Annotated in this window: 18 protein-coding genes; 13 read left to right on the top strand and 5 right to left on the bottom strand. The window is 36.0% G+C overall.

Features of this window, described 5'->3' with window-relative positions:
- Window positions 1-9: 9 nt before the first annotated feature.
- Genes L1967_RS16525 through aroA form a run of 4 tightly spaced genes read left to right on the top strand, consistent with a single transcriptional unit; the run spans window position 10 to window position 3,814 of the window.
- The gene (locus L1967_RS16525; protein WP_249602610.1) at window positions 10-2,010 is read left to right on the top strand and encodes a DUF3857 domain-containing protein; all 2,001 of its coding nucleotides are present in this window, start codon (window positions 10-12) and stop codon (window positions 2,008-2,010) included.
- Entirely contained in the window at window positions 1,979-2,305 is a 327-nt protein-coding gene (locus L1967_RS16520; RefSeq protein WP_249602609.1) for a nucleotide pyrophosphohydrolase, read from the top strand. The genes L1967_RS16525 and L1967_RS16520 overlap by 32 nt, the downstream gene beginning before the upstream one ends.
- A 1-nt stretch (window position 2,306) precedes the next feature.
- Complete coding sequence (locus L1967_RS16515; RefSeq protein WP_249602608.1) at window positions 2,307-2,570, top strand: hypothetical protein; 264 nt, start codon at window positions 2,307-2,309, stop codon at window positions 2,568-2,570.
- A 20-nt stretch (window positions 2,571-2,590) separates the two neighbouring features.
- The gene (aroA, locus tag L1967_RS16510; RefSeq protein WP_249602607.1) at window positions 2,591-3,814 is read left to right on the top strand and encodes a 3-phosphoshikimate 1-carboxyvinyltransferase; all 1,224 of its coding nucleotides are present in this window, start codon (window positions 2,591-2,593) and stop codon (window positions 3,812-3,814) included.
- A gap of 346 nt (window positions 3,815-4,160) precedes the next feature.
- Here aroA and L1967_RS16505 read toward each other — a convergent pair whose 3' ends face one another.
- Window positions 4,161-5,969, bottom strand: a complete 1,809-nt coding sequence (locus tag L1967_RS16505; protein WP_249602606.1) for a family 43 glycosylhydrolase — start codon at window positions 5,967-5,969, stop codon at window positions 4,161-4,163.
- Between the two features lie 205 nt (window positions 5,970-6,174).
- Here L1967_RS16505 and queA point away from each other — a divergent pair, with 205 nt between their 5' ends.
- The 3 genes from queA (at window position 6,175) to L1967_RS16490 (ending at window position 9,394) form a co-directional block, all read left to right on the top strand.
- Window positions 6,175-7,224 carry a tRNA preQ1(34) S-adenosylmethionine ribosyltransferase-isomerase QueA gene (queA, locus tag L1967_RS16500; RefSeq protein ID WP_249602625.1) on the top strand — a complete coding sequence of 350 codons (1,050 nt, stop codon included), beginning with the start codon at window positions 6,175-6,177 and terminating at the stop codon, window positions 7,222-7,224.
- Between the two features lie 102 nt (window positions 7,225-7,326).
- Window positions 7,327-8,373, top strand: coding sequence for a dual-specificity RNA methyltransferase RlmN (gene rlmN, locus L1967_RS16495; RefSeq protein WP_249602605.1), 1,047 nt, complete (start codon window positions 7,327-7,329; stop codon window positions 8,371-8,373).
- Window positions 8,374-8,416: 43 nt separating this feature from the next.
- A complete protein-coding gene (locus tag L1967_RS16490; RefSeq protein ID WP_249602604.1) occupies window positions 8,417-9,394 on the top strand; it encodes a polyprenyl synthetase family protein in 978 nt (325 codons plus the stop codon).
- Window positions 9,395-9,445: 51 nt separating this feature from the next.
- Here L1967_RS16490 and L1967_RS16485 read toward each other — a convergent pair whose 3' ends face one another.
- The 4 genes from L1967_RS16485 to L1967_RS16470 all read right to left on the bottom strand — a co-directional run bounded on the left by L1967_RS16485 (window position 9,446) and on the right by L1967_RS16470 (window position 12,068).
- Window positions 9,446-9,667, bottom strand: coding sequence for a hypothetical protein (locus tag L1967_RS16485; RefSeq protein ID WP_249602603.1), 222 nt, complete (start codon window positions 9,665-9,667; stop codon window positions 9,446-9,448).
- Between the two features lie 87 nt (window positions 9,668-9,754).
- Window positions 9,755-9,943 (bottom strand): hypothetical protein, encoded by a 189-nt coding sequence (locus L1967_RS16480; RefSeq protein ID WP_249602602.1) that lies wholly within the window; start codon window positions 9,941-9,943, stop codon window positions 9,755-9,757.
- A gap of 96 nt (window positions 9,944-10,039) precedes the next feature.
- Window positions 10,040-10,807, bottom strand: coding sequence for a TIGR03915 family putative DNA repair protein (locus L1967_RS16475; RefSeq protein ID WP_249602601.1), 768 nt, complete (start codon window positions 10,805-10,807; stop codon window positions 10,040-10,042).
- The gene (locus L1967_RS16470; RefSeq protein WP_249602600.1) at window positions 10,797-12,068 is read right to left on the bottom strand and encodes a putative DNA modification/repair radical SAM protein; all 1,272 of its coding nucleotides are present in this window, start codon (window positions 12,066-12,068) and stop codon (window positions 10,797-10,799) included. Before L1967_RS16470 ends, L1967_RS16475 begins: the two co-directional genes overlap by 11 nt.
- Before the next feature lie 120 nt (window positions 12,069-12,188).
- On the opposite strand from L1967_RS16470, the gene L1967_RS16465 reads away from it, so the two are divergent.
- The 6 genes from L1967_RS16465 (at window position 12,189) to L1967_RS16440 (ending at window position 23,706) form a co-directional block, all read left to right on the top strand.
- A complete protein-coding gene (locus tag L1967_RS16465; RefSeq protein WP_249602599.1) occupies window positions 12,189-14,957 on the top strand; it encodes a helix-turn-helix and ligand-binding sensor domain-containing protein in 2,769 nt (922 codons plus the stop codon).
- A 223-nt stretch (window positions 14,958-15,180) separates the two neighbouring features.
- The gene (locus L1967_RS16460; protein ID WP_249602598.1) at window positions 15,181-18,180 is read left to right on the top strand and encodes a SusC/RagA family TonB-linked outer membrane protein; all 3,000 of its coding nucleotides are present in this window, start codon (window positions 15,181-15,183) and stop codon (window positions 18,178-18,180) included.
- 11 nt (window positions 18,181-18,191) lie between these two features.
- Window positions 18,192-19,772, top strand: a complete 1,581-nt coding sequence (locus L1967_RS16455; RefSeq protein WP_249602597.1) for a RagB/SusD family nutrient uptake outer membrane protein — start codon at window positions 18,192-18,194, stop codon at window positions 19,770-19,772.
- A gap of 144 nt (window positions 19,773-19,916) precedes the next feature.
- A complete protein-coding gene (locus tag L1967_RS16450) occupies window positions 19,917-21,299 on the top strand; it encodes a glucoamylase family protein (protein WP_249602596.1) in 1,383 nt (460 codons plus the stop codon).
- Between the two features lie 41 nt (window positions 21,300-21,340).
- Window positions 21,341-22,072 (top strand): carboxylesterase family protein, encoded by a 732-nt coding sequence (locus L1967_RS16445; RefSeq protein WP_249602595.1) that lies wholly within the window; start codon window positions 21,341-21,343, stop codon window positions 22,070-22,072.
- Complete coding sequence (locus L1967_RS16440) at window positions 22,072-23,706, top strand: sulfatase family protein (RefSeq protein WP_249602594.1); 1,635 nt, start codon at window positions 22,072-22,074, stop codon at window positions 23,704-23,706. The genes L1967_RS16445 and L1967_RS16440 overlap by 1 nt, the downstream gene beginning before the upstream one ends.
- The last annotated feature ends 5 nt before the right edge of the window (window positions 23,707-23,711 follow it).

Below are 23,711 nucleotides of genomic sequence, written 5' to 3'. Positions count from 1 at the left end.
CTATTTACTATGCATTTAAAATTTCATCTCATTGCATTGCTCCTTTTAGCAGGGACTGTGCAGGCACAAAACTACAAATTCGGCAAGGTTTCTAAAGAAGAGGTACAGGAAACAGAGCATCCTACAAACAAAGAAGCAGATGCCGCGATATTGTATAAAAAGCAATCTACTTTTTATGACTACAATTCAAGTACCGGTTTTGCACTGATCACTAAATATCATTATAGAATTAAGCTTTATAATGAAGATGGATTCGATTGGGCAACTGTGAATTTAAATGCACATGTAAGTGGTAGTGACGATGAGAAGATTTATGGTATTAAAGGCTATACTTACAACCTTGAGGGGGACGAACTTGTTGAAGAGAAATTAAGAAAAGACGAGATTTTCGATGAAGAGGTTTCTAAATATCGCAAAGCAGTTAAATTCACGATGCCATCACTTAAAGCAGGCAGCGTCATTGAATATGAATACGAGAAAAGCAGTCCATTTTTAACCTCTTTGGATGATACCGAACTGCAAACAACCATTCCTATTAAAAAGATAGAAGTTAAAGTAGAAATCCCAGAATTTTTTGGTTTTGTATCACATTACAATCAGTTAGCGTCACTTTTTGTACCAGTAGAACAAAAGAATGAACCCTTTAATATGCATGCGCAGAACACCAATTACTTGCAAAAGGTATATTCTATTGAAAGTGAAAATATTCCGGCACTAAAAGAAGAAGTGTATGTTGATTATCTGGATAATTATGCCGCAAGGATAAAATGGGAGTTGCAGTACACCAAGTTCCCCAATCAGCCTATGGATTATTTTAGTCATAGCTGGGATGATGTTTCAAAATCTATTTATGATGAAGGAGGTTATGCTACCGAATTAAGAAAAAGTAATTTCTTTCAGGATGATATCGATGCTTTATTAGCAGAAGCACAGAATCCTGAAGAAAAGATGGTTCTTATCTACAATTTTGTGAAAAGTAAAATCGCCTGGAATGACTATATTGGTTATACGGCCGAAAACGGCATTAGAAAAGCCTACAAAGAAGGTACGGGGAATACGGGTGATATAAACTTATTGCTCACGGCTATGCTCCGTTACGCTGGTTTGCAGGCATATCCTGTTTTGTTAAGTACTAAAAGTAACGGAGTGCCGGTCTTTCCAACACGCTCTGGATTTAATTATGTGATCGTGGGCGTACAATTAGGAGAGCAAACCGTTCTTTTGGATGCAACAGATAAAAATGCAGCACCGGGAGAACTTCCAGACCGTGCGAGAAACTGGCAGGGTAGGATTATAAAGGACGACGGGAGCTCAGATTGGGTTTATTTATTACCAACTTACCATTCATCAAAGCTGGAATATCTCAACTTTCAGATCACCGAAGATCTTAAAATAAAGGGGAAGCGTACAGGTGTTTATAATAGACTGGCGGCAAAGAATTATCGCGATAAGTATCGGGGCATAAATGAAGAAAGCTATATAGAGATACTTCAGGATGGAAAAGGGGATATTTTGATTTTAGATTTAACCAAAGAGAATGAGCATCAAATAGGAAGTGATATTAAAGAGGTCTATCAATTTGAAATTAATAATGGGATCGAAGCCATTGGAGATAAATTATATATAAATCCGCTATTATTTCTGGCAGAAGATGAGAACCCCTTTAAGGCAGAAGAACGAACATACCCTATTTATTTAAATTATCCGGCAAAATATGGTAGTACCGTTAATATTATGGTGCCTGAAGGCTATAAAGTTGAATCATTGCCAGAGAGCACTATGGTAAATATGAATGAAGATGGTGCAAATTTTAAATACATCATTTCCCAAAGCGCAAATTTCTTGAGAATAGAGTCATCCATAGAGTTAAATAAAGCTATTTATGCAGCTTCAGATTATGAATATTTAAAAAACTTTTTCGATGAAATTGTGAGTAAACATTCAGAAGCTATAGTTTTGTCTAAAATTGAAGACAAGAATGAATCTACAGAACTCTCAGAAGGCCGTTGATCATTGGATTAAAGAACACGGCGTAAGATATTTTAATGAATTAACAAATATGGCGCAACTCACCGAAGAAGTTGGTGAAGTTGCGCGTATTATTGCACGCAGATATGGCGAGCAAAGCGAAAAAGAAAGTGATAAGGCGAAAGATCTTGGCGAAGAACTCGCTGATGTTGTTTTTGTGGTGCTTTGCCTTGCTAACCAAACCGGTGTAGACTTACAGGAAGCTTTCGATAAAAAACTAGATCTTAAAACTAAAAGAGATCACGACAGGCATCATAATAACGAAAAACTGAAATAAGATGAAGTTTAAAGAAATTATGTCCAGTAAAAAATACTGGAAGTCTGTTGCTATTTTGGGCTTTTTATTTGTTTTTATTTACAATATCGTCATGATGGTAATCGATTATGGCGGTCTGGCTTTTAAAGAATACTATCAGGATAAGATGGCAGACGGGAAAATGATTACTTTTGTTGTTGGTCAGGTCTTGGGAATGATCGTTTATGGTATGATTGTATCGTATGGGCAGTTCCGAAGAAAAGATAAAGAGCAACTAAAAAAATAATATTACCAATTTTCTCTTCCATGAAATTTAAACTTAAGCATTCACAGGACACTGTGAAAGGAGCGCTACAAATAACAGGATCTAAAAGTGAATCAAACCGACTTTTAATTATTGAATCACTTTTTAAGAACCTTGAAATTTCAAACCTTTCTAATAGTGATGATACCCAGGTAATGAAAAAGGCTTTAGCTTCTAAAGAAGTTGAAGTAGATATTCATCATGCTGGTACTGCAATGCGTTTTCTTACTGCTTATTTTGCCGTTCAGGAGGGAAGGGAAACAGTATTAACGGGTAGCCAGCGTATGCAGGAGCGACCTGTTAAATTACTGGTAGAGGCGCTTCGATCTATGGGCGCACAAATTTCTTACGAAAAGAATGAAGGTTATCCACCGATAAGAATTCAGGGTAAAAAACTTCAGGCAAATTCGGTAAGTCTTCAGGCAAATATCAGTAGCCAGTATATTTCAGCATTAATGCTTATTGGGGCTTCGCTTCCTCAGGGATTAACTATCAATCTTGAAGGACAGGTAACCAGTACGCCGTATATCCTAATGACCTTAGAAATGTTGCAGCGTTCTGGTATTCAGGGAAGTTTTGAGGGCAATATCATTACCATTGAAGCATGCACTGAGGTGTCTCCAAAAACAATTCCGGTGGAATCAGATTGGAGTTCAGCTTCTTATTTTTATAGTATAGCTGCACTTGCTGAAGAAGCAGAGATCAAATTATCGAATTACAGGGAAGAAAGTTTACAGGGAGATTCTTGTCTCGCAAACATCTATAAGCAGTTTGGTGTAGAAACAAGTTTTGAAGAAAACAGCATTACGCTAACAAAATCGAAATGTTCTAAACCGGCAAGTATTACTGAAGACCTAAGAAATTCTCCGGATATCGCACAAACCATTGCAGTAACTTGTCTTGGTTTGGGAACAGCCTGTAAATTAACGGGATTACATACTTTAAAAATAAAAGAAACTGACCGATTGGTGGCATTAAAGAATGAAATCGAAAAATTAGGTGGAGAAGTGGTGATCTCTAATGATCATTTAGAGTTAAAACCATCGGCAATGTTGAATGAAAATGTTGCAATCGAAACCTATAACGATCATAGAATGGCTATGGCGTTTGCTCCTATAGCCTTAAAGGTTCCCGTAATCATAAAAGATGCGATGGTGGTATCGAAGAGTTATCCAGATTTTTATACCGATTTAAAGAGCCTACAGTTTAGTGTGGAAGAAGTTTAAGATTGATGGTATTGTAGATTTTTACTAGTATTTCATTTTGAGGCATTTTGATACGAATTTTCCTGAAATTCACTCAATAATCCAAAATGTTTGAAATAAACTTTTATTCGGAACTCAGGTTATATTTTAGATTCTATAAATTAAGACCTCACAGGTTTTTAAAACCTGTGAGGTCTTTTTATTGGCAACGTCAAAGGGTTAATACCCCGTCCCAATAGCAATCGGGATGCTCGGAATTTATCGAATACCTGTTGGGCTTACTCCGAGGTTGTTTATTTAAAGTTATTTTCTTTGATAATCGAGATTAAATGCTATGGGAGCGTCCGCTTTAAGTATCCAAAAAAAGCTACTCTGTTTTTAGAATTTCACTTTTCTTCGAGATGCCATTTTCATTAAAAGCCTCGACCTGATAGTAATATTTTTGATCGGTATTAAGTGCGCGTAGTTCATAAGAATTCTTTTCGTAAATCATTACCGAATTATTGAGTTGATCTTCGCTAATGCCCCAATATAAAACATAGCCAATGGAGTTTTTAGAAGCGTTCCAGCTTAAATCGGCATTTCGGCGGTCTTCCTGTCTTTTTACTGAAAATTGAGCCGGAGTTTTAGGGGCTTTTCCATGGCCTTTTCCAAAAACGCGGATGTCAGAAATTCCTAAATATTTATGAGGAATATATACATTCTCATAACGGATATATCGAGCTTCAGCAGCATTTTTTAATTCTATATATGCATGTGGCTGGTCGCGTTGATTTTCTGAATAATCGGCTATAGTTTCCCAATCTTTGCCATTTAAAGAGGCTTTTATTTTAAACTGATGTTTTAATGTGTCTGGTTTGCCAAAGATTTCAGAATTAAAATCCTGAAAATTAATCTGGAGGGCATTTACCGTCATTTTCTTTTTTAAATCTATTTCAGCATACAAAGAATCGCTGCTGTTTTGTGCTACCCAATAGGTTCTAATGTTTTCGTCGGTAAGTTTAGAAGCACTATAATCCGGGGCTTCCTGCTCTAGCATATATCCAGAGTCGGCTTCATCAAAAACGTTTCTTTTTACTCCTTTTATCACCGAATTTGTAGTGGCCGGTTTTTTATAAGAAAGCAACATCCATCCTGAAAACCTATTTTTATGATCTTCAACTTCGGTATCCGGTAAATAATGCGGATAGTCGCCATACGCAGTATTTACATACATTTGTCCGTTTTCTTCGTAACCAGCAGGGAACATGCCTATTCGTCTTTCGAACTTATAATTTACCGAGATTGGCATACTGGCAAAATGCCAAAAATGACCGTGATTATCTTTTACGGTGCTCCCGTGCCCGGCACCAGTTAAAAAGCCACCCGGTTTATAAGAAATTGGATTGTATGGAGCATATTCGAAAGGACCAAGCGGATTTTTACTGGTATACACTCCATCGGCATACACATTCCATTGGGTTCCAGGTGCACTGTATTCTAAATAGTAGGTTCCGTTATGTTTGGTCATCCAGGGACCTTCAAGGTAAGGTTTAATGTCAGATTTGTGATCCTGCCCAAAGCGTTCCCAGCCATGCTCGTCTGGATGTAACGTAAAAAGATCTTTTTCCTCACCTATAGGAACATAAAGGTTTTCAGCATCTAATTCAATTCCTCTAATGGGATATGTATTAGAGGATTCCTCATATAGATATACTTTTCCGTCGTCATCAACAAAAAGATCAGGATCCTGCACCCCAAAAGGGATCACGCTGTAGGTTGTTTTCCAGTCGCCAAGTTCGGGATTATCGGTTTTTATAACAGCACCATGTCCAGAAGGGTCACCAAGTACAATTATTTCGCCGTCCTTAACCGCAGCCGCAGGAGCGTTACTTCCGTTAAAATACCAGCTTTGTGGTTTAATAAATTTCCAAATGCTCATATTGTCTGAAACCCAATATCCATGAGAACGGGTGACAAACATATAATATCTGTTCTTAAAGTTGATCACTGCAGGATCTGCACCAGAACGGTAAGAAACGCCTCTAAAGGCATAATGCGACATGTAGGTATAATCGATATCTACAGGATTACAATAGGTGTTGTATTTGTGGTCGTTTGGTGTGGTTTGTGAATGCATGGTTAAATTGGCTAAAAAGCAGCATAAAGCTACCATGCTAAGAATGAGGTTTTTCATTTTTATAGGTGTTTTTGAGCGTATAAAAATAAGAAATTTGAAGGGGGCAAAGAGCGTAGCAGCCTTTTAAAAGGGGGGATTAGACTAAAAATCTACCACTTAAAAATGAATAAATTTTAATGCGAAGCTAAATAATCACATAATTACTTGACAACCCCTGTTTTGAGGTTGTATATTTGCAACCTTTAAAATTTCAAATATGGGAATGAAACTTTCAAACTTCAATTTCGAACTTCCGCCAGAATTACTTGCCGAGTATCCTGCGGAAAATAGAGATGAAGCGCGCCTAATGGTTCTTAACCGAAAAGAGCAAACAATAGAGCACAAACAATTTAAAGATCTTATTAATTATTTTGATCCTGAAGATGTAATGGTTCTTAATAATACCAAGGTTTTTCCTGCTCGTTTGTATGGGAATAAAGAAAAAACCGGTGCAAGGATTGAAGTATTCTTATTAAGAGAATTAAATGCCGAAACCAAGCTTTGGGATGTTTTGGTAGACCCTGCACGTAAAATTAGAATTGGAAATAAACTGTATTTTGGTGACGATGAAAGTTTAGTAGCTGAAGTAATCGATAATACAACCTCTAGAGGTAGAACCCTACGTTTTCTTTATGATGGATCTTATGAAGATTTTAGAAAAAAACTTAAGGATTTAGGAGAAACTCCACTGCCAAAATATATAAAAAGAGACGTACAACCTGAAGATCAGGAACGTTATCAAACCATTTATGCGAAAGAAGAAGGAGCAGTGGCTGCACCTACAGCAGGACTTCACTTTTCTAAGCATTTATTAAAGCGTTTAGAGATTAAAGGAATTAATTTTGCTGAAGTTACCCTTCACGTAGGATTAGGAACATTTAGCCCTGTTGAGGTTGAGGATCTTAGCAAGCACAAAATGGATAGTGAAGAAGCTTTTGTAAAAGCCGATGCTGTACATACCATCAATAAAGCAAAATCTGAGAAACGCAAAGTTTGTGCAGTGGGTACTACGGTAATGAGAGTTTTAGAAAGTTCGGTTTCTTCAAATCAAACTTTAAATGAGTTTGGAGGATGGACTAATAAATTTATCTTCCCTCCCTACGATTTTAGTATAGCAAATTGTATGGTGACCAACTTCCATACGCCTAAATCGACATTATTAATGATGATCTCTGCTTTTGCTGGTCATGATTTTATGATGAGAGCTTATGAAGAGGCGGTAAAAGAAAAATATAGATTCTATACTTATGGTGATGCGATGCTGATCTTGTAAGCAATTAGAACAAAAGTTAAAAGGCCACAATCGATTAAAGTTGTGGCTTTTTTGCATTTTAAGGGTATAAATTTATCCTATAAATCTTTGTAATTTTGCGCTGTGGAGAATAAGAAAAAAGATATACGGGCTTTAACCAAAAAGCAACTTCAGGAGTTTTTTGTAGCAAATGGTGATAAATCCTTTAGGGGATCGCAGGTGTATGAATGGCTTTGGAGTAAAGGAGCACATACTTTTGAAGAAATGACCAACATTTCTAAACAAACACGTGCCATGCTAGCCGAGAATTTTGTGATCAATCATATTCGTGTAGACCAAATGCAGCGTAGTAGTGACGGAACTATTAAAAATGCAGTAAAGTTACACGATAATCTTACGGTAGAATCTGTTCTTATTCCTACCCCTAAAAGAACAACCGCCTGTGTCTCTTCTCAGGTAGGTTGTAGTTTAGATTGCCAGTTTTGTGCTACCGCACGTTTAAAACGGATGCGTAATCTTAATCCAGATGAAATTTACGATCAAGTAGTGGCGATTGATAATGAAAGCCGCTTATATTTTGATCGGCCTTTAAGCAATATTGTATTTATGGGAATGGGAGAACCGCTTATGAATTACAATAATGTGATGAAGGCGGTAGAAAAGATTACTTCAGATGAAGGTTTAGGGATGTCTGCAAAGCGAATTACCATTTCTACCTCTGGAGTGCCTAAAATGATCAAAAAACTGGCAGATGATGAAGCTAAGATAAAATTAGCAGTGTCTTTACATGCGGCTACAGATGAAGTTCGTACCAGGATTATGCCTTTTAACGAGACCTTTCCGTTAGAAGATCTTAGAGAAGCTTTAGAATACTGGTACGCTAAAACAAAAAGCCGAATTACCTACGAATATATCGTTTGGAAAGATGTAAACGACACCCGTAAGGATGCCATGGCGTTAGTAAGGTTCTGTAAATATGTACCTTGTAAAGTAAATCTTATTGAATATAATCCAATCGATGACGGTGAATTTCAGCAGGCATCTTCGCAGGCGACAGATATGTATCAAAATTTATTGGAGCAAAATGGAATTACGGTAACGGTTAGACGATCTCGTGGAAAAGATATAGATGCCGCCTGTGGGCAATTAGCCAATAAATCGGCTTCATAATTTATCTTCAATTTAGTTGAATTAAGCTATCTTTGCGGACTTTATGAAGATAATCTCTCAAATAAAACTTCCTGTTGAAAGAGAAATGGAACTTTTCGAAAAAAAGTTCTTCCAATCCATGTCTTCTAAAGTCGCCCTTTTAAATCGAATTACTCATTACATTGTAAATCGAAAAGGAAAGCAAATGCGGCCTATGTTTGTTTTTTTGGTAGCCAAAATGGTTTCTGAAGGAAAAGTAAACGAGAGAACCTATAGGGGGGCTTCAGTAATCGAGCTCATTCATACGGCCACCCTGGTTCACGACGATGTTGTAGATGATAGTAACCGTCGTAGAGGATTTTTTAGTATTAATGCACTTTGGAAAAATAAGATCGCGGTACTTGTGGGCGATTACTTGCTTTCTAAAGGCCTATTACTGTCTATCGATAATAATGATTTCGATTTATTGAAAATTATCTCTGTCGCTGTAAGAGAGATGAGCGAAGGGGAATTACTGCAAATAGAAAAGGCACGCCGTTTAGATATTACTGAAGAAGTTTATTATGATATTATTAGGCAAAAAACCGCCACGCTTATAGCCGCTTGCTGTAGTTTAGGGGCTGCATCGGTAAAACCAGATTCAGAGGAGATAGAAAGCATGCGTCGTTTTGGAGAGCTTATTGGGATGGCATTTCAGATAAAAGACGATCTTTTTGATTATGGTGATGAGAAAATAGGAAAGCCAACAGGGATTGATATCAAAGAGCAAAAAATGACTTTGCCTTTAATTTATGCGCTCAATAATTCAGATAAAAAAGAGAAAGCCTGGGTAATCAATTCTGTTAAAAATCACAACAAAGATAAAAAACGGGTAAAAGAAGTTATTGCTTTTGTAAAAGAGAAAGGTGGTTTAGAATATGCTACTTCAAAGATGATCGCTTTTCAAAATGAGGCTTTAAAAATACTCGAAAATTATCCCCAATCTCAGTATAAAGATTCGTTAGAATTAATGGTGAATTACGTAATTGAACGTAAAAAGTAAAGGCTACAGATTTTGCAGCCTTTTAGGGGTATTACCGTTTGGGATCGCTAATTATATATCGTCGTTAGCTTCTTCGCCATTGATATCATCGGTATCGTGAATTTCTTCATCAACCTCTTCTTCGATTTTCTCACCAGCCTTTTCTACATTATTTTCGATATCCTCACCAATAGCTTTTACAGCTTCTTCTGTTTTTTCTCCGGTAGATTCTCTACAGGACTGAAAAGTAAACGCGAACGCTACAACAAGTACAGATAAAATTAATTTTTTCATGATTATTTAGTTTTTGATTATTATTTTAAGCTTAAAAAAGCCACTACGACGAGTGGCTTTTTAATTTTTTTCTCGAAAAAGAGAGAATTACATGTCGTCGTTGTTCTCTACTTCGTCTTCAACTTCCTGACCAGCTTCTTCGATTTCGTCACCAGCTTCTTCAACTGCATCTTCAGTTTTCTCAGCAGCTTTATCAACACTGTTTTCTACATCTTCACCCATTTTTTCCATGGTATCTTCTGCACTTTCTTCAGTAGTTTCTCTACAAGAGTACATAGAAATTGTCATTGTTGCTACAGCAAATAATAAGAATAATTTTTTCATCGTTATAATGTTTAATTAGTTGAACAAACAAATGTAAACTAATTTTCATTACATGATAATAGTCTTTTCCGTTAAATATTTCCAATAACGCTTGGGGACATGTTGAAGGTGTAATTTGGTGTTTTTACGCGACTTTATGTTGGCAGAGTTGAAATATGATTTCCATAATTTTTGAAAGATTATTTCGGTATTGTGGAGGTTATTAGGGTCTTTTTTTAAATTTTCATCAAAATTAAGACTAATATGGACTACTTTTTTCAGATCGTAGAATAGTCCAAATTGCCTTTTTTCATCATAAATTATCCACTTTTGGTCGGCATATCTATTCTTAAAATGTTTTAAAATTAGGGGTAAAACGTTAAAATCTGGAGCAATTTTTGTGAAAAAAATGCCATCTTTTAGCAATTCAAATCTTATAAAAGCTTCCATTCGGTGCTTTTCCCTACCCACTTTTCGATCTATTTGAGCGATTTTTAAAATTGCAGGTTGCGAAAAATCATCTGAAAGATCACATTTATGCCTAAAAATATGTTTGAAAAATTCAACAATTAGAAGTTCTACCCCTGGAATTTCAGATAAAAATGCACGATAAATACGGTGAACTGCTTTTTTAGAGGTGTAATTTTGAAAGCTTTTTAAAACGCGCGCCGATTTTTCTGGATCTGTAACAACAAGTTCTTGGTTGGCAAAAAAATCGGTTTGGTTATAACCTTCGGGATGAATGCTGAAATTAGTTAATTTTTCTTCATAAATCTGAAATATACAGGTGAGCAATCCCTGAAAAGTACCGTCATATATTAAAATCCTAGATTGCATGATCAAACAAATTCAATTGCGTAGAATAATCTTTCCTGAATTTACCAGAGCTTGTTTTTAGGATTTGGGATTTAATTTGATCTGCCGTCCAGTCTTTTCTTTCCCATAACCTGGAATTGCATATGATAAAGAATTTAGCACGATTTAAAGCGACCCCTATTGCCTTTAAATGTTCCCAGTTTAAATTCCGGTATTTCCTTGCCTGGATAATTTTATAAACAGATCGCATTCCTAGCCCGGGAACTCTTGCCAGCATGGTTTTATCTGCTGAATTAATATTTATTGGAAATAAATGTTGATTTCTAAGTGCCCAACTTAATTTAGGATCGATATCTAAGTCCAGATTGGGATGGTGATTATTAAGCAATTCCCGAATATCAAAACCATAAAATCTTAGTAACCAGTCGGTTTGATACAATCTATTCTCTCTAAGCATTGGGACCTGAGACGTTATGGAAGGAAGTCTTGGATCTGTAGAAACGGGAACGTAACCCGAGTAATAAACCCGTTTCATTTGATATTGCTTGTAATAGTAATTAGCAGAGTACATAATATCACGATCACTCTCTCCAGTTGCACCAACGATCATTTGTGTACTTTGCCCTGCCGGGGCATATTTGGGTGTACTTTTAAGAAGCTTTTTTTCATTTTTAAACTGAATAATTTCATTTTTGACCTTTTCCATTGGTTTTGTGAAATCCTCATGTTTTTTTTCTGGCGCCAGAAGTTTTAACCCTGATACGGTTGGAACTTCAATGTTAACACTTAAGCGATCTGCATATAATCCAGCTTCTCTCATTAATTCATCGCTGGCCCCGGGAATAGATTTTAAATGAATGTAACCATTGAAGTTTTCTTCCTCCCGAAGTTTTTTAGCTACTCTAATTAGTCGTTCCATGGTATAATCGGCATTTTTAAAAATGCCCGAGCTTAAAAAAAGTCCTTCAATGTAATTTCTACGATAAAAATTTATGGTAAGGTCTACAACTTCCTGTACCTTAAAAGCAGCTCGTTTTATGTCATTAGTCCTCCTCGTAACGCAATAAGCGCAATCATAAATGCAGTGATTAGTTAATAATATTTTTAAAAGCGAAATACAACGTCCATCTTCGCTATAGCTATGACAAATCCCCATTCCAGAAGCATCCCCCAGACCTTTATTCTTATTTTTACGATTACTGCCGCTACTCGAACAGGATACATCATATTTTGCCGCATCTGCAAGGATCTCTAATTTTTTCTTAATTCTATCGTAGTTCATTCATATTTGGGTTTTTTCAAAAATAGGAAAAAATCCTATTAAATGGATAATATCCAATATTAATCTTTTATTTTTCTATTTTAGATTTTTAGTAGTAATAAAAAAGCGTATTTTTGAAGTATGGAAGTAAAAAAAAATACCTGCACAGAGGTTTCTAATATTCGAAATATTTTATCTTTTATTATTCTGATAATTAGTGTTTTTGTAACTTATTTTACTACTGCTCAACAACTAAATCCACCTATACAAAACTATTCGTCTACGGAGTATGACGCTGCCAGTCAAAATTGGGATATTTCTATAGATGAAACAGGCGTTATTTATGTTGCAAATAATCGTGGACTGTTAATTTTTAATGGACAAACCTGGAAATTATTCAGTTTAAATTCTGGTGCCATTATTCGTTCAGTCTATGCTTACGACGACAAGATTTTTACAGGCTCCTATCGGGAATTCGGTTATTGGAAACGGAATGATATGGGCGACTATTCTTATACCTCCTTAAATTCTTTGTTTAATGATATTAAACTAGGTGACGAGGAGTTTTGGGGAATTATGGCCTATAAGAATGCTGTTTATTTTAGATCTTTTGGAGCCCTTTATAAATACGAGGATGATCGTATAGCCAAAATTGCGAACGGTGTTTTTACCGATATGGAGGTCTTTCAAAACAAACTTTTGGTAGCTAAAGGTCGGGATGGAATCTTTGTTGTAGACAATAATGATGAACTGCAATTCTTTGCACCTTCCTCTAAATTAATTGGGAGTACGGTAGCGGATATCGAGGCCTATACCGATCAATTAATTGTGGGCACCAGAGAGAAGCTTTATACTTTAGACGAAAAAAGTAATGAATTTAAGTTAATGTCTGGCAAACTTAATGATGCGATAGCAAAGTCTGAATTAAATAAAATTTTGGCTATTAATAATGATGAAATTATCATCGGGACACTCAAGGACGGCTTTATAAAATGGAATAATCGTAATGATAAAATTCAGGTATTTAACCGCTCTAATGGTTTGCAGAATAATACGGTTCTTTCTCTGGATATTTTTAAAGGTCAGCTATGGCTTGGTTTAGACAATGGAATAGATAGAATGACTACAGATTCTCCTATTAATTTTTATACAAATACCACAGGAGAACTAGGAGCCGTTTACGATTTAATTAAAGAGCCAAATCAATTATTTTTGGCCAGTAATACAGGGGTTTATCTTTTAGACGATTCGGGATTACATTTAATAGAAGGAGGAGAGGGGCATTCCTGGAATTTATCTAAGATTGGGGATAAAGTTATAAGTAATAGTAATTCTTCCACTTTTCAGATTATAAACAATAAGATTAAGATTTTAGACAATTCTACTGGAAGTTTTCATACCAGATTGTCTCCAAAAAATCAAATTCTGATAGGTACATATACCGGGATTGGGGTATTAAAGGATACTTTTTTCTATAAAATCGACAGTATAGGCTTTCCTGTTAAGAAAATGGTTTTTGAGAATGATAATGTTCTTTGGGCAGCGCATCCTTACGAAGGCATTTATAGAATTCAGCTTTCTGAAAAACTGGATAGGGCGGTTAGCGTACAGGATATTCCAAGCCTCGATAGCCTGAAACATTTTAATTCTCAGATTTATAATATTAACAATCAAATCGCGGTTTATTCGAATCAAAACTGGTATCGCTATAATGCATTTTCGGATAGTTTAGAGGTTTTTGAAGAGCTTAAAGATTTGAATGGCTTTAAACTTCTGGAACAGCATGATAATAATTATTGGTTTATCAATACCGCAAATGATGATTTATATTTTACAAACTTAAAGACTGAACAGTTTACTTTACCGGCCTGGCGTCTTGAAAATCGTCTTGTTAAAGGGTATGAGAATATGACTGCGGTTTCAGATTCTATATATTATATATGTCTTAAAGATGGTTTTGCCCGGGTAGATCTTGCCGCATTAATGAAGGAACAGCATCATTTATTTATTTCAGAACCTTTTATTGCTGGCTTTAAAGATGCAAATAAGAAGTATAGCCTGAAGGAAAAACCAGATGTGCCTTACAAATATGCAGGATTGGTCACTTTAGATCTAGGTCTTCCATTTTCAGACTCAAGGGATATTGCCTATCGTTTGGTTGGTAATGATAGTGTTACCGGTATTGTAGAAAATGGAGAATTGATTTTTCAAAACTTAAATTATGGCGATTATAGCCTCCAAATATATCCTGTTGGTACAAACGGTAAAGATTTTAAAACATTTGAATTTACCGTGTTACCTCCCTGGTATTTGTCTTTATGGATGAAAGGGGTTTATGCCTTAATGGCGCTTAGTGGAATAGGATTGATATTGTGGTACAATCGCAGGAGACTTAGAAAGCACCAGTTACTTATTGAGCAAAAGTTTGAAAAAGAACATAAAGAACGCATAGATCGCCTAGAGCGGGAACGCTTAATGGATGAAATTGATATGAAACGGAAGGAGCTTGCAAATACCACCATGATGGCTGCAAAGAAGAATGAAGTGTTAATGGAAATTCAGGGGGAACTCAATAAAGATAAGGCAAGAATTAACGAATATCGCCTAAAGCATATTATAAATAAGATTAATGGAGCCGTTAAAAGCAAGGATGAATGGCAGGTATTCGAAACTAATTTTAATGAAATTCATGAAGATTTTTTCAAGGATCTTTTAGAAGCCTATCCTAGTTTAACAAGTAAGGATTTAAAACTTTGCTCGTATCTTAAAATGAATCTTACTTCAAAAGAAATAGCACCGCTAATGGGAATTTCGGTTCGGGGGGTTGAAGTTCATCGATATCGCCTTCGTAAAAAAATGGATTTAGATAAAAACGAGAATCTGACAAATTTTCTTATTAAAAAATTCTAAAATTTTAAAAACATCCTTCAATATTTAGAATTTAATACTACATCATTACTACATCACAGTGATTTTAGTTACATTTTAATTTACTTCAAAATTATTTTAAAACCTTATAAATCAGTTTTTTATAAATAAATTTTAATTGATGTATAGGATGTGTACTATATCGTTTGCGTTAAAATGCTATCTACCTGTATATTTCGCTAAAATTAAGTAAATACTAAACCGTATGAAATTAAAATTAATTACTGTTTTTGTCATGCTCATATCTTATATAGGTATGGCACAAGAAACCAAAACTATTAGCGGTACTGTAGCGGATAACAGCAATGTTCCCCTACCAGGAGCCCAGGTTAAAATTATAGGAAAAGAGATTTTTTCAGTGACCGATTTTGATGGTAATTTCTCTTTAGAGGGTGTTCAAGAGGGTGATATATTTCGTGTTACTTTCTTGGGTTTTAAAACAGCAGAAGTAACCATAACTGCTGAGAATCAATATAGCGTAAGTTTGGAAGAAGATTCTGCCGAATTAGATGAAGTAGTTGTGGTAGGATATGGAACTCAAAAGAAAAGAGATTTAACAGGTTCTATTGCTACTATTGATGCAGAGGAAATTCAAAAAACTCCAGCCTCTAACGTTATGCAATCATTGCAGGGTAAAGTATCTGGAGTTCAGATTGTAAGTGCGGGTGCGCCTGGAAACTCTCCTACAGTTAGAGTTCGTGGATTGGGAACATTTCAGGATGCGACAAACGTGTTGTATGTAGTAGATGGTGTTTTATATGATAATATAGACTTTTTAAACTCAAAAGATATTAAGTCTATCAACGTTTTGAAAGATGCATCGTCTTCTGCTATTTATGGAGTTAGAGCTGCAAACGGAGTTGTAATTATCGAAACGAAATCTGGAAAAAGAAATCAAAAACCACAATTTGAATATGATGGATATATAGGTGTTCAAACTGCGCAAAATGTGGTAGACATGGCAAATGCAGAACAGTTTTCTACTATGGCTTATGAGTCTGGATCTGATGCAGATGCCCAGTTTGTTAGAAATGCTATAGATCGTTATGGAGCTAGTAGTAATCCAGATGTACCAAATGTAGATACAGATTGGTATGATGAAGTGATGAGAGATGCAATGATTCAGAATCACAGCATAAGTGTAAGTGGAGGTGCAGAAAAGGTGTCGTATTCTGTAGGAACTAACTACTTCTCTCAGGAAGGAATTTTAGATATGAAAAACGAATATGAAAGATTCAATATTCGCTCTAAAGTAGATGTGAATATTTCAGATCGTTTTAAAACCGGGGTAAACACTGTATTTAGTAATGCAACAAAGTACCTTCCAGAAGATGCAGCATGGTTCAATGCGTATTTTGCCGTACCAATTATGCCTGTTATAGATCCTTTAAACACTGATGCTAGTCCTGTTTCATATTCAAATGCGCAATTGCTTGGGTACAGAGGAACTCAAAACCCATTTCCTGTGATGGATTATTCTAATAATCGCCAAAAAATCAGGAAGTTTTTGGCTAGTATGTACTTTCAATATGAAATTATACCCAACAAGTTAGATATTAAAACAACTTATAGTCATAATTTAACTTCATTAGAGCAAAGAAATGTATCTCTTCCTTATCAATTGGGGAATAATTACCAACAACTTTCCTCGATAAAAAGAGCCGATGAAACTTATTCTAATCAATATTGGGATAATATTCTTACTTATAAAGATCACTTTGGAGACCATGATCTTACCGTAATGGCAGGTACGTCTTATAGAGATGAAGCATCGAATACATTTTCTGCTACCGGACAAAATATTAAAGGAATTCAATTGCAATCTAGCTGGTATTTAGATTATGCAGATCCAGAATCTTTTAATAATAATGTTTCTGAAATAGGTAAGCGTTATTACGGAATATCTTACTTTGGAAGGGTATCTTATAGCTTTAAAGATAAATATTTACTTTATGGAACTTTTCGTGCAGATGGTTCTTCTAAATTTAGTAAAGATCCTTGGGGGTACTTCCCATCAGTTGGTTTAGGTTGGGTAGTTTCTGACGAAGATTTCCTAAAAGACAACAATTTTATAGACTTTTTAAAACTACGTACCAGCTGGGGTAAATTAGGTAATGATAATGTAGCCGCTAGTGCCGGGTCTAATACCATAAATGTGATAACTGTGCCTTTTGGAGATACCCAGTATACAGGTACAACTTCAACAAGTGTTTATTCAGACAATACTTGGGAAGTTATTGAAGAAAAGAATTTTGGTGTAGATTTAGAGGTTTTTGATAGTCGTTTATCTGTGAAGGCAGATTATTATATTAGAGATACTAAAGATGCGATACTTCCTGTTTTTATTCCTATTATTAACACAAGTATTAATAGAAATTCAGGTACAATTCGTAATCAAGGTTTAGAACTAAACGCCAACTGGAACCAGCAAGTCAATGACGATTTCAGTTTCTCTATTGGAGCAAATTTCACTACCTTAAAGAACGAAGCTGTATCTATAGAAGATAGTAAAGGATATATAGACTCTGGTTCAGCAGAATTCCGTCAGCGTACTCAGGTTGGAGATCCTCTTTTTGCTTTTTATGGTTACGAAAGATTGGGAGTTTATCAAAATCAAGCGCAAATCGATAATGATCCTATTGCGGTTGCAAATAATTTAGCTCCTGGCGATTTAATTTTTAAAGATCAAAATGGAGACGGTATTATCGATGATGCTGATAGGGTGATTTTAGGCTCATTTTTACCTAAATATACTTATGGAGGAAGTATAGGCTTTAATTACAAGGCTTTTGATTTCTCAATGAATTTTTATGGGCAAATAGGGAATAAAATTTTAAATCGTAAGCGAGGGGAAATAATCTTTACTCAGGATACTAATATGGATGCAGATCTAGCTACTAATAGATGGCATGGTGAGGGTACCAGTAATTCTTATCCTTCTTCGGCTGGATTAAGAAAGCAATGGAATCAAAAATTAAGTGATTTTTGGGTTGAAGATGGAGATTTCTTTAGAATCCAAAATATACAATTGGGTTATAATATAAAGTCTGATGTAATCCCTCAAACGAGGATATATATTACTGCGGATAGACCTCTTACCGTTTTCAAATATAATGGATTTAATCCAGAGGTTCCGAATGGTGTAGATAGACAGACTTATCCTATTCCTTCAGTATACACAGTAGGAATGAATATTAAATTTTAAAAAATCGCATAATGAAAAAAAATAAGAATATATTTTTGAGAAGCGTATTTGCGGTAGTTATAGCAACTATTACAATTTCCTGCACAGATAAGCTGGATTCCAGGGAAGGACAGTTAAATACAGGAGATCTAGACTATACCAATACAGAAGAAATGATTTCTCCTGTGATAGGTGCTTATTACGAATTTTATACCAGAGGTTGGGAAGAGCCTTTGTTGTTGAGCGTTAGAGGAGATGATGTTAACGCAGGAGGTAAAGGTGATCAGCAGCCATATACAGATACAGATAATTTCAATTATTCTAAAGGATATTGGATGTACAATTCTCTATGGAATTTGCAGTATAGCGATATTGTAGCAATGAATACCGCTATTCAGCAAATAGAGAAATTTAAAGAATATGCCGATGATGAAAACCAGGAATTGGCAGATCAGTATATTGCTGAAATTAAAGTTTTAAGAGCTTGGTTTCATTTGAATTTGGCACGTACATGGGAAAAGGTTTTTATCATAACAAGTAATCAGCCAGAAGAAGAAATTGAAGCAGGTGTAGTTTCAAAGGATGAAATGATGCATTGGATTTCAGATCAAATGGATGAGGCGATACCTAATCTTGTAGATGCTCGACCTAATGAAAGAACAGATATTCCTGGTGGTGTTACTAAGTACACTGCTTATGCAATGAAAGCCATTGCAAATCTAGAAATGAAAAATTATCAGGGAGTTGCAGATGCTGCAGGCGTAATAATCAATTCTGGTAAATTCTCGCTATACTCAGATTTTTACGAATTATTTAAAAAGCCTGGAGAATTAAGTAATGAGAGTTTGTTGGAAATGCAATATTCTGATTATGGACAATCAACAGGAGCAAAATTCTATCATTTATTAGCACCGTTTGGTCCACAAAACTGGACTCCGGCTAGAGAAAATGCAAGTAGTGGATGGGGATTTTTTGAACCAAGTTTAAAGTTTATCGAGTTCATGTTAGATAGAGGAGAGACTGTGCGTTTAGAAACAAGTGTGTTATTTACCGATAACGGAATTGATTTGCTTAAAGCAGATGGTTATACAAATCTACCATCTTATGTAAGTAAAACAACCAGGGATGGGGATGTTATCAATAACTTCGCTCGAGCTAATTTTTCTAGTGGGAAACATTATTTACCATCAGTACAGCTTACAGAGCTTAGAAATGATTATGGCGCAGGTAAGAATATAATTGTTATTCGATATTCTGAGGTTTTATTAATGTATGCCGAAGCCTTAAGCCAAGGAGCCAGCGGAGAAGGGATGAGTGCAGATGAGGCTGTAAATATTGTTCGTGAAAGAGCTGGTCTTTCAGATATATCAGGAGTAACCCAAAAACAAATTTTGGATGAAAAATATGCTGAATTAGCTATGGAATGGGGAATCCGTTATTATGATATGATCAGAACAGATAATTATGCCGAATTGAGCTATGACGGAAGAACATTTACTGCGGCAGACGAATATTTGCCATATCCACAAGCTCAGGTAGATGCGCTACCGTTAGAAGCTACTCCTGTAGACAAAAATACCGAAATGAATAATGCATTAAGGGATTTAAACTAATCTATTTAAGAGTTTAAAAAGTCCCGATGAAATCGGGACTTTTTAAATAATTTGAAGTTTCTTATTGCTATTTCTTAAAAGTTTTTATAAAAAAATGATAAGAAACCATGCTATCAATCTGTTTATATTAAAGACCAATTAATAATGAAAATCCGAATTTCAGTTATTGTTTTTCTTCTTACTTTATATTCCTGTAATAACTCAGAGAAGAATAAATACGAAGAAGACCCACCACAAAACCAAACCTCTCAAGATTCAACTTCTTTATCTGAAGAAGCCTTACTGGACACCGTCCAGAAGCAAACCTTAAAATATTTTTGGGATTTCGCTGAACCTAATAGCGGAATGGCCAGAGAACGCTATCATCCAAACGGGGATTATCCAAACAACGATCCAGACATCGTGACTACAGGAGGATCTGGTTTTGGCTTAATGGCTATTATCGCCGGAATAGAAAGAGGTTTTATTCCTCGAGATGAAGCCGTAAAACGCTTAGATAAAATAGCTACATTTTTAGAAAAAACACCAAAATATCATGGTGCTTTCCCGCACTGGATAAATGGTAGGACTGCCGGTACACAAGAATTTGGCTCAGACATTAAAGATAATGGAGGCGACATTGTAGAAACTTCATTTTTAGCCCAAGGGTTTATTGTTGTCCGCCAATATTTGCAAGATGGTAATGAAGAAGAAAAAGCCGTAGCTGCCAAATTCGATAAACTATGGCAGAATATTGAGTGGGATTGGTACACCAATAACAAAAACGGAATCTTTTGGCACTGGTCGCCAGATTATAAATTCGAAAAGAATTTTATGATCGAAGGCTACAACGAATGCCTTATTACTTATATCATGGCCGCCAGTTCACCGCAACATGCCATTAAACCTGAAGTATATCACCAGGGATGGGCCAGAGGTGGTAATATTACAACAGATAAAAAAGCATACGGAATTCCGCTAATTTTAAAATATAACACAGTTGGCGATAAAGCCGGGCCATTATTTTGGGCACATTATTCGTATTTAGGATTAAATCCTAAAGGACTTAGTGACCGCTATGCCAACTATTGGGATTTAAACGTAAACCATAGCAAGATCAATTATGAATATGCACAGGAAAATCCTAATCATTCTAAAACCTATAGTGGAAATAGCTGGGGATTAACAGCTAGTTATACCAAAAATGAAGACGGAAGCGTGGGGTATGCCGCACATTCACCAGATGACGATCGTGGGGTGGTTTCTCCAACCGCAGCCGTAAGTTCTATTCCCTATACGCCAGAAGAATCCTTAAGAGCGATTAGATATTTTTACGAAGATCAGCACGATATGCTTTGGGGACCTGCCGGGTTTTATGATGCTTTTAGTTTAGATGATGGAGATTGGGTAGCCGAAAGATATTTAGCGATCGATCAGGGGCCTATTGTGGTGATGATCGAAAATTATCGAAGTGGACTTATCTGGGACTTGTTTATGAGTGCTCCTGAAGTTCAAAAAGGACTGGAAAAACTAGATTTCAATAGATAATGGAATCCCAATCCGATTATAGAAACTTTAAAAAATTGAATATGAAAATATCGAATATTGTATTGGCAGGATTTTTTCTGTTTTTCGGAATTGCGGCGGAATCACAAACTGCAGATATTTCAGAAAATAAGTTTAAAGAAAAAATAGAGATTCCTGTAGATATGGGATATCTGCTTTACAAACCTGAAGCCTATAAAAAATCGAAGGAAGATTATCCTTTAATCGTATTTCTTCATGGCGCTGGTGAGCGCGGTACAGATCTCCAAAAGGTAAAAGTAAACGGGCCGTTTCAGTATTTAGAAGATGGTAACCAGATTGATGCTGTGATTTTAGCACCGCAATGTCCCGCTGAAACCTACTGGCAACCCGATGAAGTTGCGGCATTGGTAAAGAAAATTATCAAAGAAGAACGAATCGATCCAAACCGTGTATATCTAACCGGTTTAAGCATGGGCGGCTACGGTACCTGGGCAACCGGTGGTAAGCATCCAGAATTGTTTGCAGCGATGGCCCCTGTATGTGGTGCGATTTACAGGCCAATTTATCGCAATGCACAGCATCTTAAAAACATGCCTATTTGGGTATTTCATGGTGCGATGGATGATGTAGTCTTACCAGAGAACAGCAATAAAATGGTGATGGCGTTAAGGCAAACAGGAAACGAAGAAGTGAAATTCACTATTTATCCTTTTGCAAATCATAATAGCTGGACAGAAACCTATAATAATCCTGAATTGTATACCTGGTTACTAAGTCAGAAAAAACAGAAATAATGAAATTCAAATGCTTATATTTTGTTATTCTGATCAGCTTTTTTTCCTGTAAAGAAGAAAAGAAAACTACTGCTGAAGAAAATTCGGCTGCTAAAAAGCCCAATATCGTTTTTATCATGGCCGATGATCATGCCGTTAAAGCGATTAGTGCTTATGGTAGCGAAATAGGTAAACTGGCGCCAACACCTAATATCGACAGATTGGCTAAAAACGGAGTGATTTTCCGCCAAAACTATAATACCAATTCTCTTTGCGGGCCAAGTAGAGCGGTTATCTTAACCGGGAAGCATAGCCACGAAAACGGATTTAGGATGAACGGAGAGCAGTTTGATAATGCACAACAAACCATGCCTAAGATTTTCAGAAACAATGGATATCAAACCGCGGTTATCGGGAAATGGCATTTGTCGGGAAAACCTACCGGATTCGATTACTGGAGAATTTTAGAAGATCAGGGTAAATATTATAATCCAGATTTTATTACTGAAAATGATACCGCCAGAGTTGAAGGTTACGCCACAGATTTAATAACCGATTATTCTTTGGATTGGTTAAAACAGCGGGATACGTCGAAGCCCTTTTTCTTAATGGTACAGCATAAAGCACCACACCGTAACTGGATGCCAGCTCTACGCCATGTAAATAAATATGATTCGGTTGAATTTCCTTTACCAGATTCGTATTTCCCGGATTTTGAAAATCAGGAAGCTGCGGAAGAACAGCTAATGACGATTTACGAAGATATGTACGAAGGCCATGATCTTAAGATGAGTAAGGCCAAGGGTACAGATGAGTTAGCAAGTAATCCTTGGACAGACGATTTTGATCGTATGACTGCTGAGCAACGTAAACAATGGAATGCAGCCTACCGCCCAAAAAATGATGCGTTTTGGGAGCAGGATTTACACGGTGAAGCCTTGGCCAGATATAAAGGTCAGCGATATTTAAAAGATTATATGGCAACGATAGCTTCAATAGATGAAGGTGTGGGTAGAATTTTGGATTATCTGGAAGCCCAGGGATTAGATGAAAATACACTGGTAGTGTATACTTCAGATCAAGGCTTTTATTTAGGCGAAAATGGGTGGTTTGATAAACGATTTATGTACGAGCCTTCATTTAGAATGCCTTTACTAATGCAGCTTCCAGGGAAAATTCCGCAGCAATCTGAAGTAAATGCCATGACTCAAAATCTTGATTTTGCACCTACATTTTTAGATGTGGCCGGGATTGAAATTCCCCAAGATATGCAGGGAATTTCTTTTAAAGACGTGGTTTACGGTGATAAAGAAAAACTGGATCGTGATGCCATTTACTATCATTATTACGATTGGCCGGCTTTCCATATGGTAAAACGTCATTACGGCATTAAAACCGATCGTTATAAGATTATGCATTTTTACGATGATAACGATGCATGGGAGTTTTATGACCTTCAGGAAGATCCAAAAGAAAAAAATAACCTGATCAATAATCCAGACTATCAGGAAGAAATTAAAATAATGAAGCAAAAACTCGATTCTGTTCAGCAACATTATAATGTTACCGAAAAAGAATTTGAAAAAGCTTCAGAAAATAGTATAGAAAATGCCTATAAGAATTTCGAGAGAATGCGTGGCAAACCTATAGAATAAGAGTT

The organism is Zunongwangia pacifica (genome assembly GCF_023499215.1).
Classification (GTDB): Bacteria; Bacteroidota; Bacteroidia; order Flavobacteriales; family Flavobacteriaceae; genus Zunongwangia; species Zunongwangia pacifica.
This window is presented reverse-complemented; position numbering and strand designations above follow the sequence as displayed.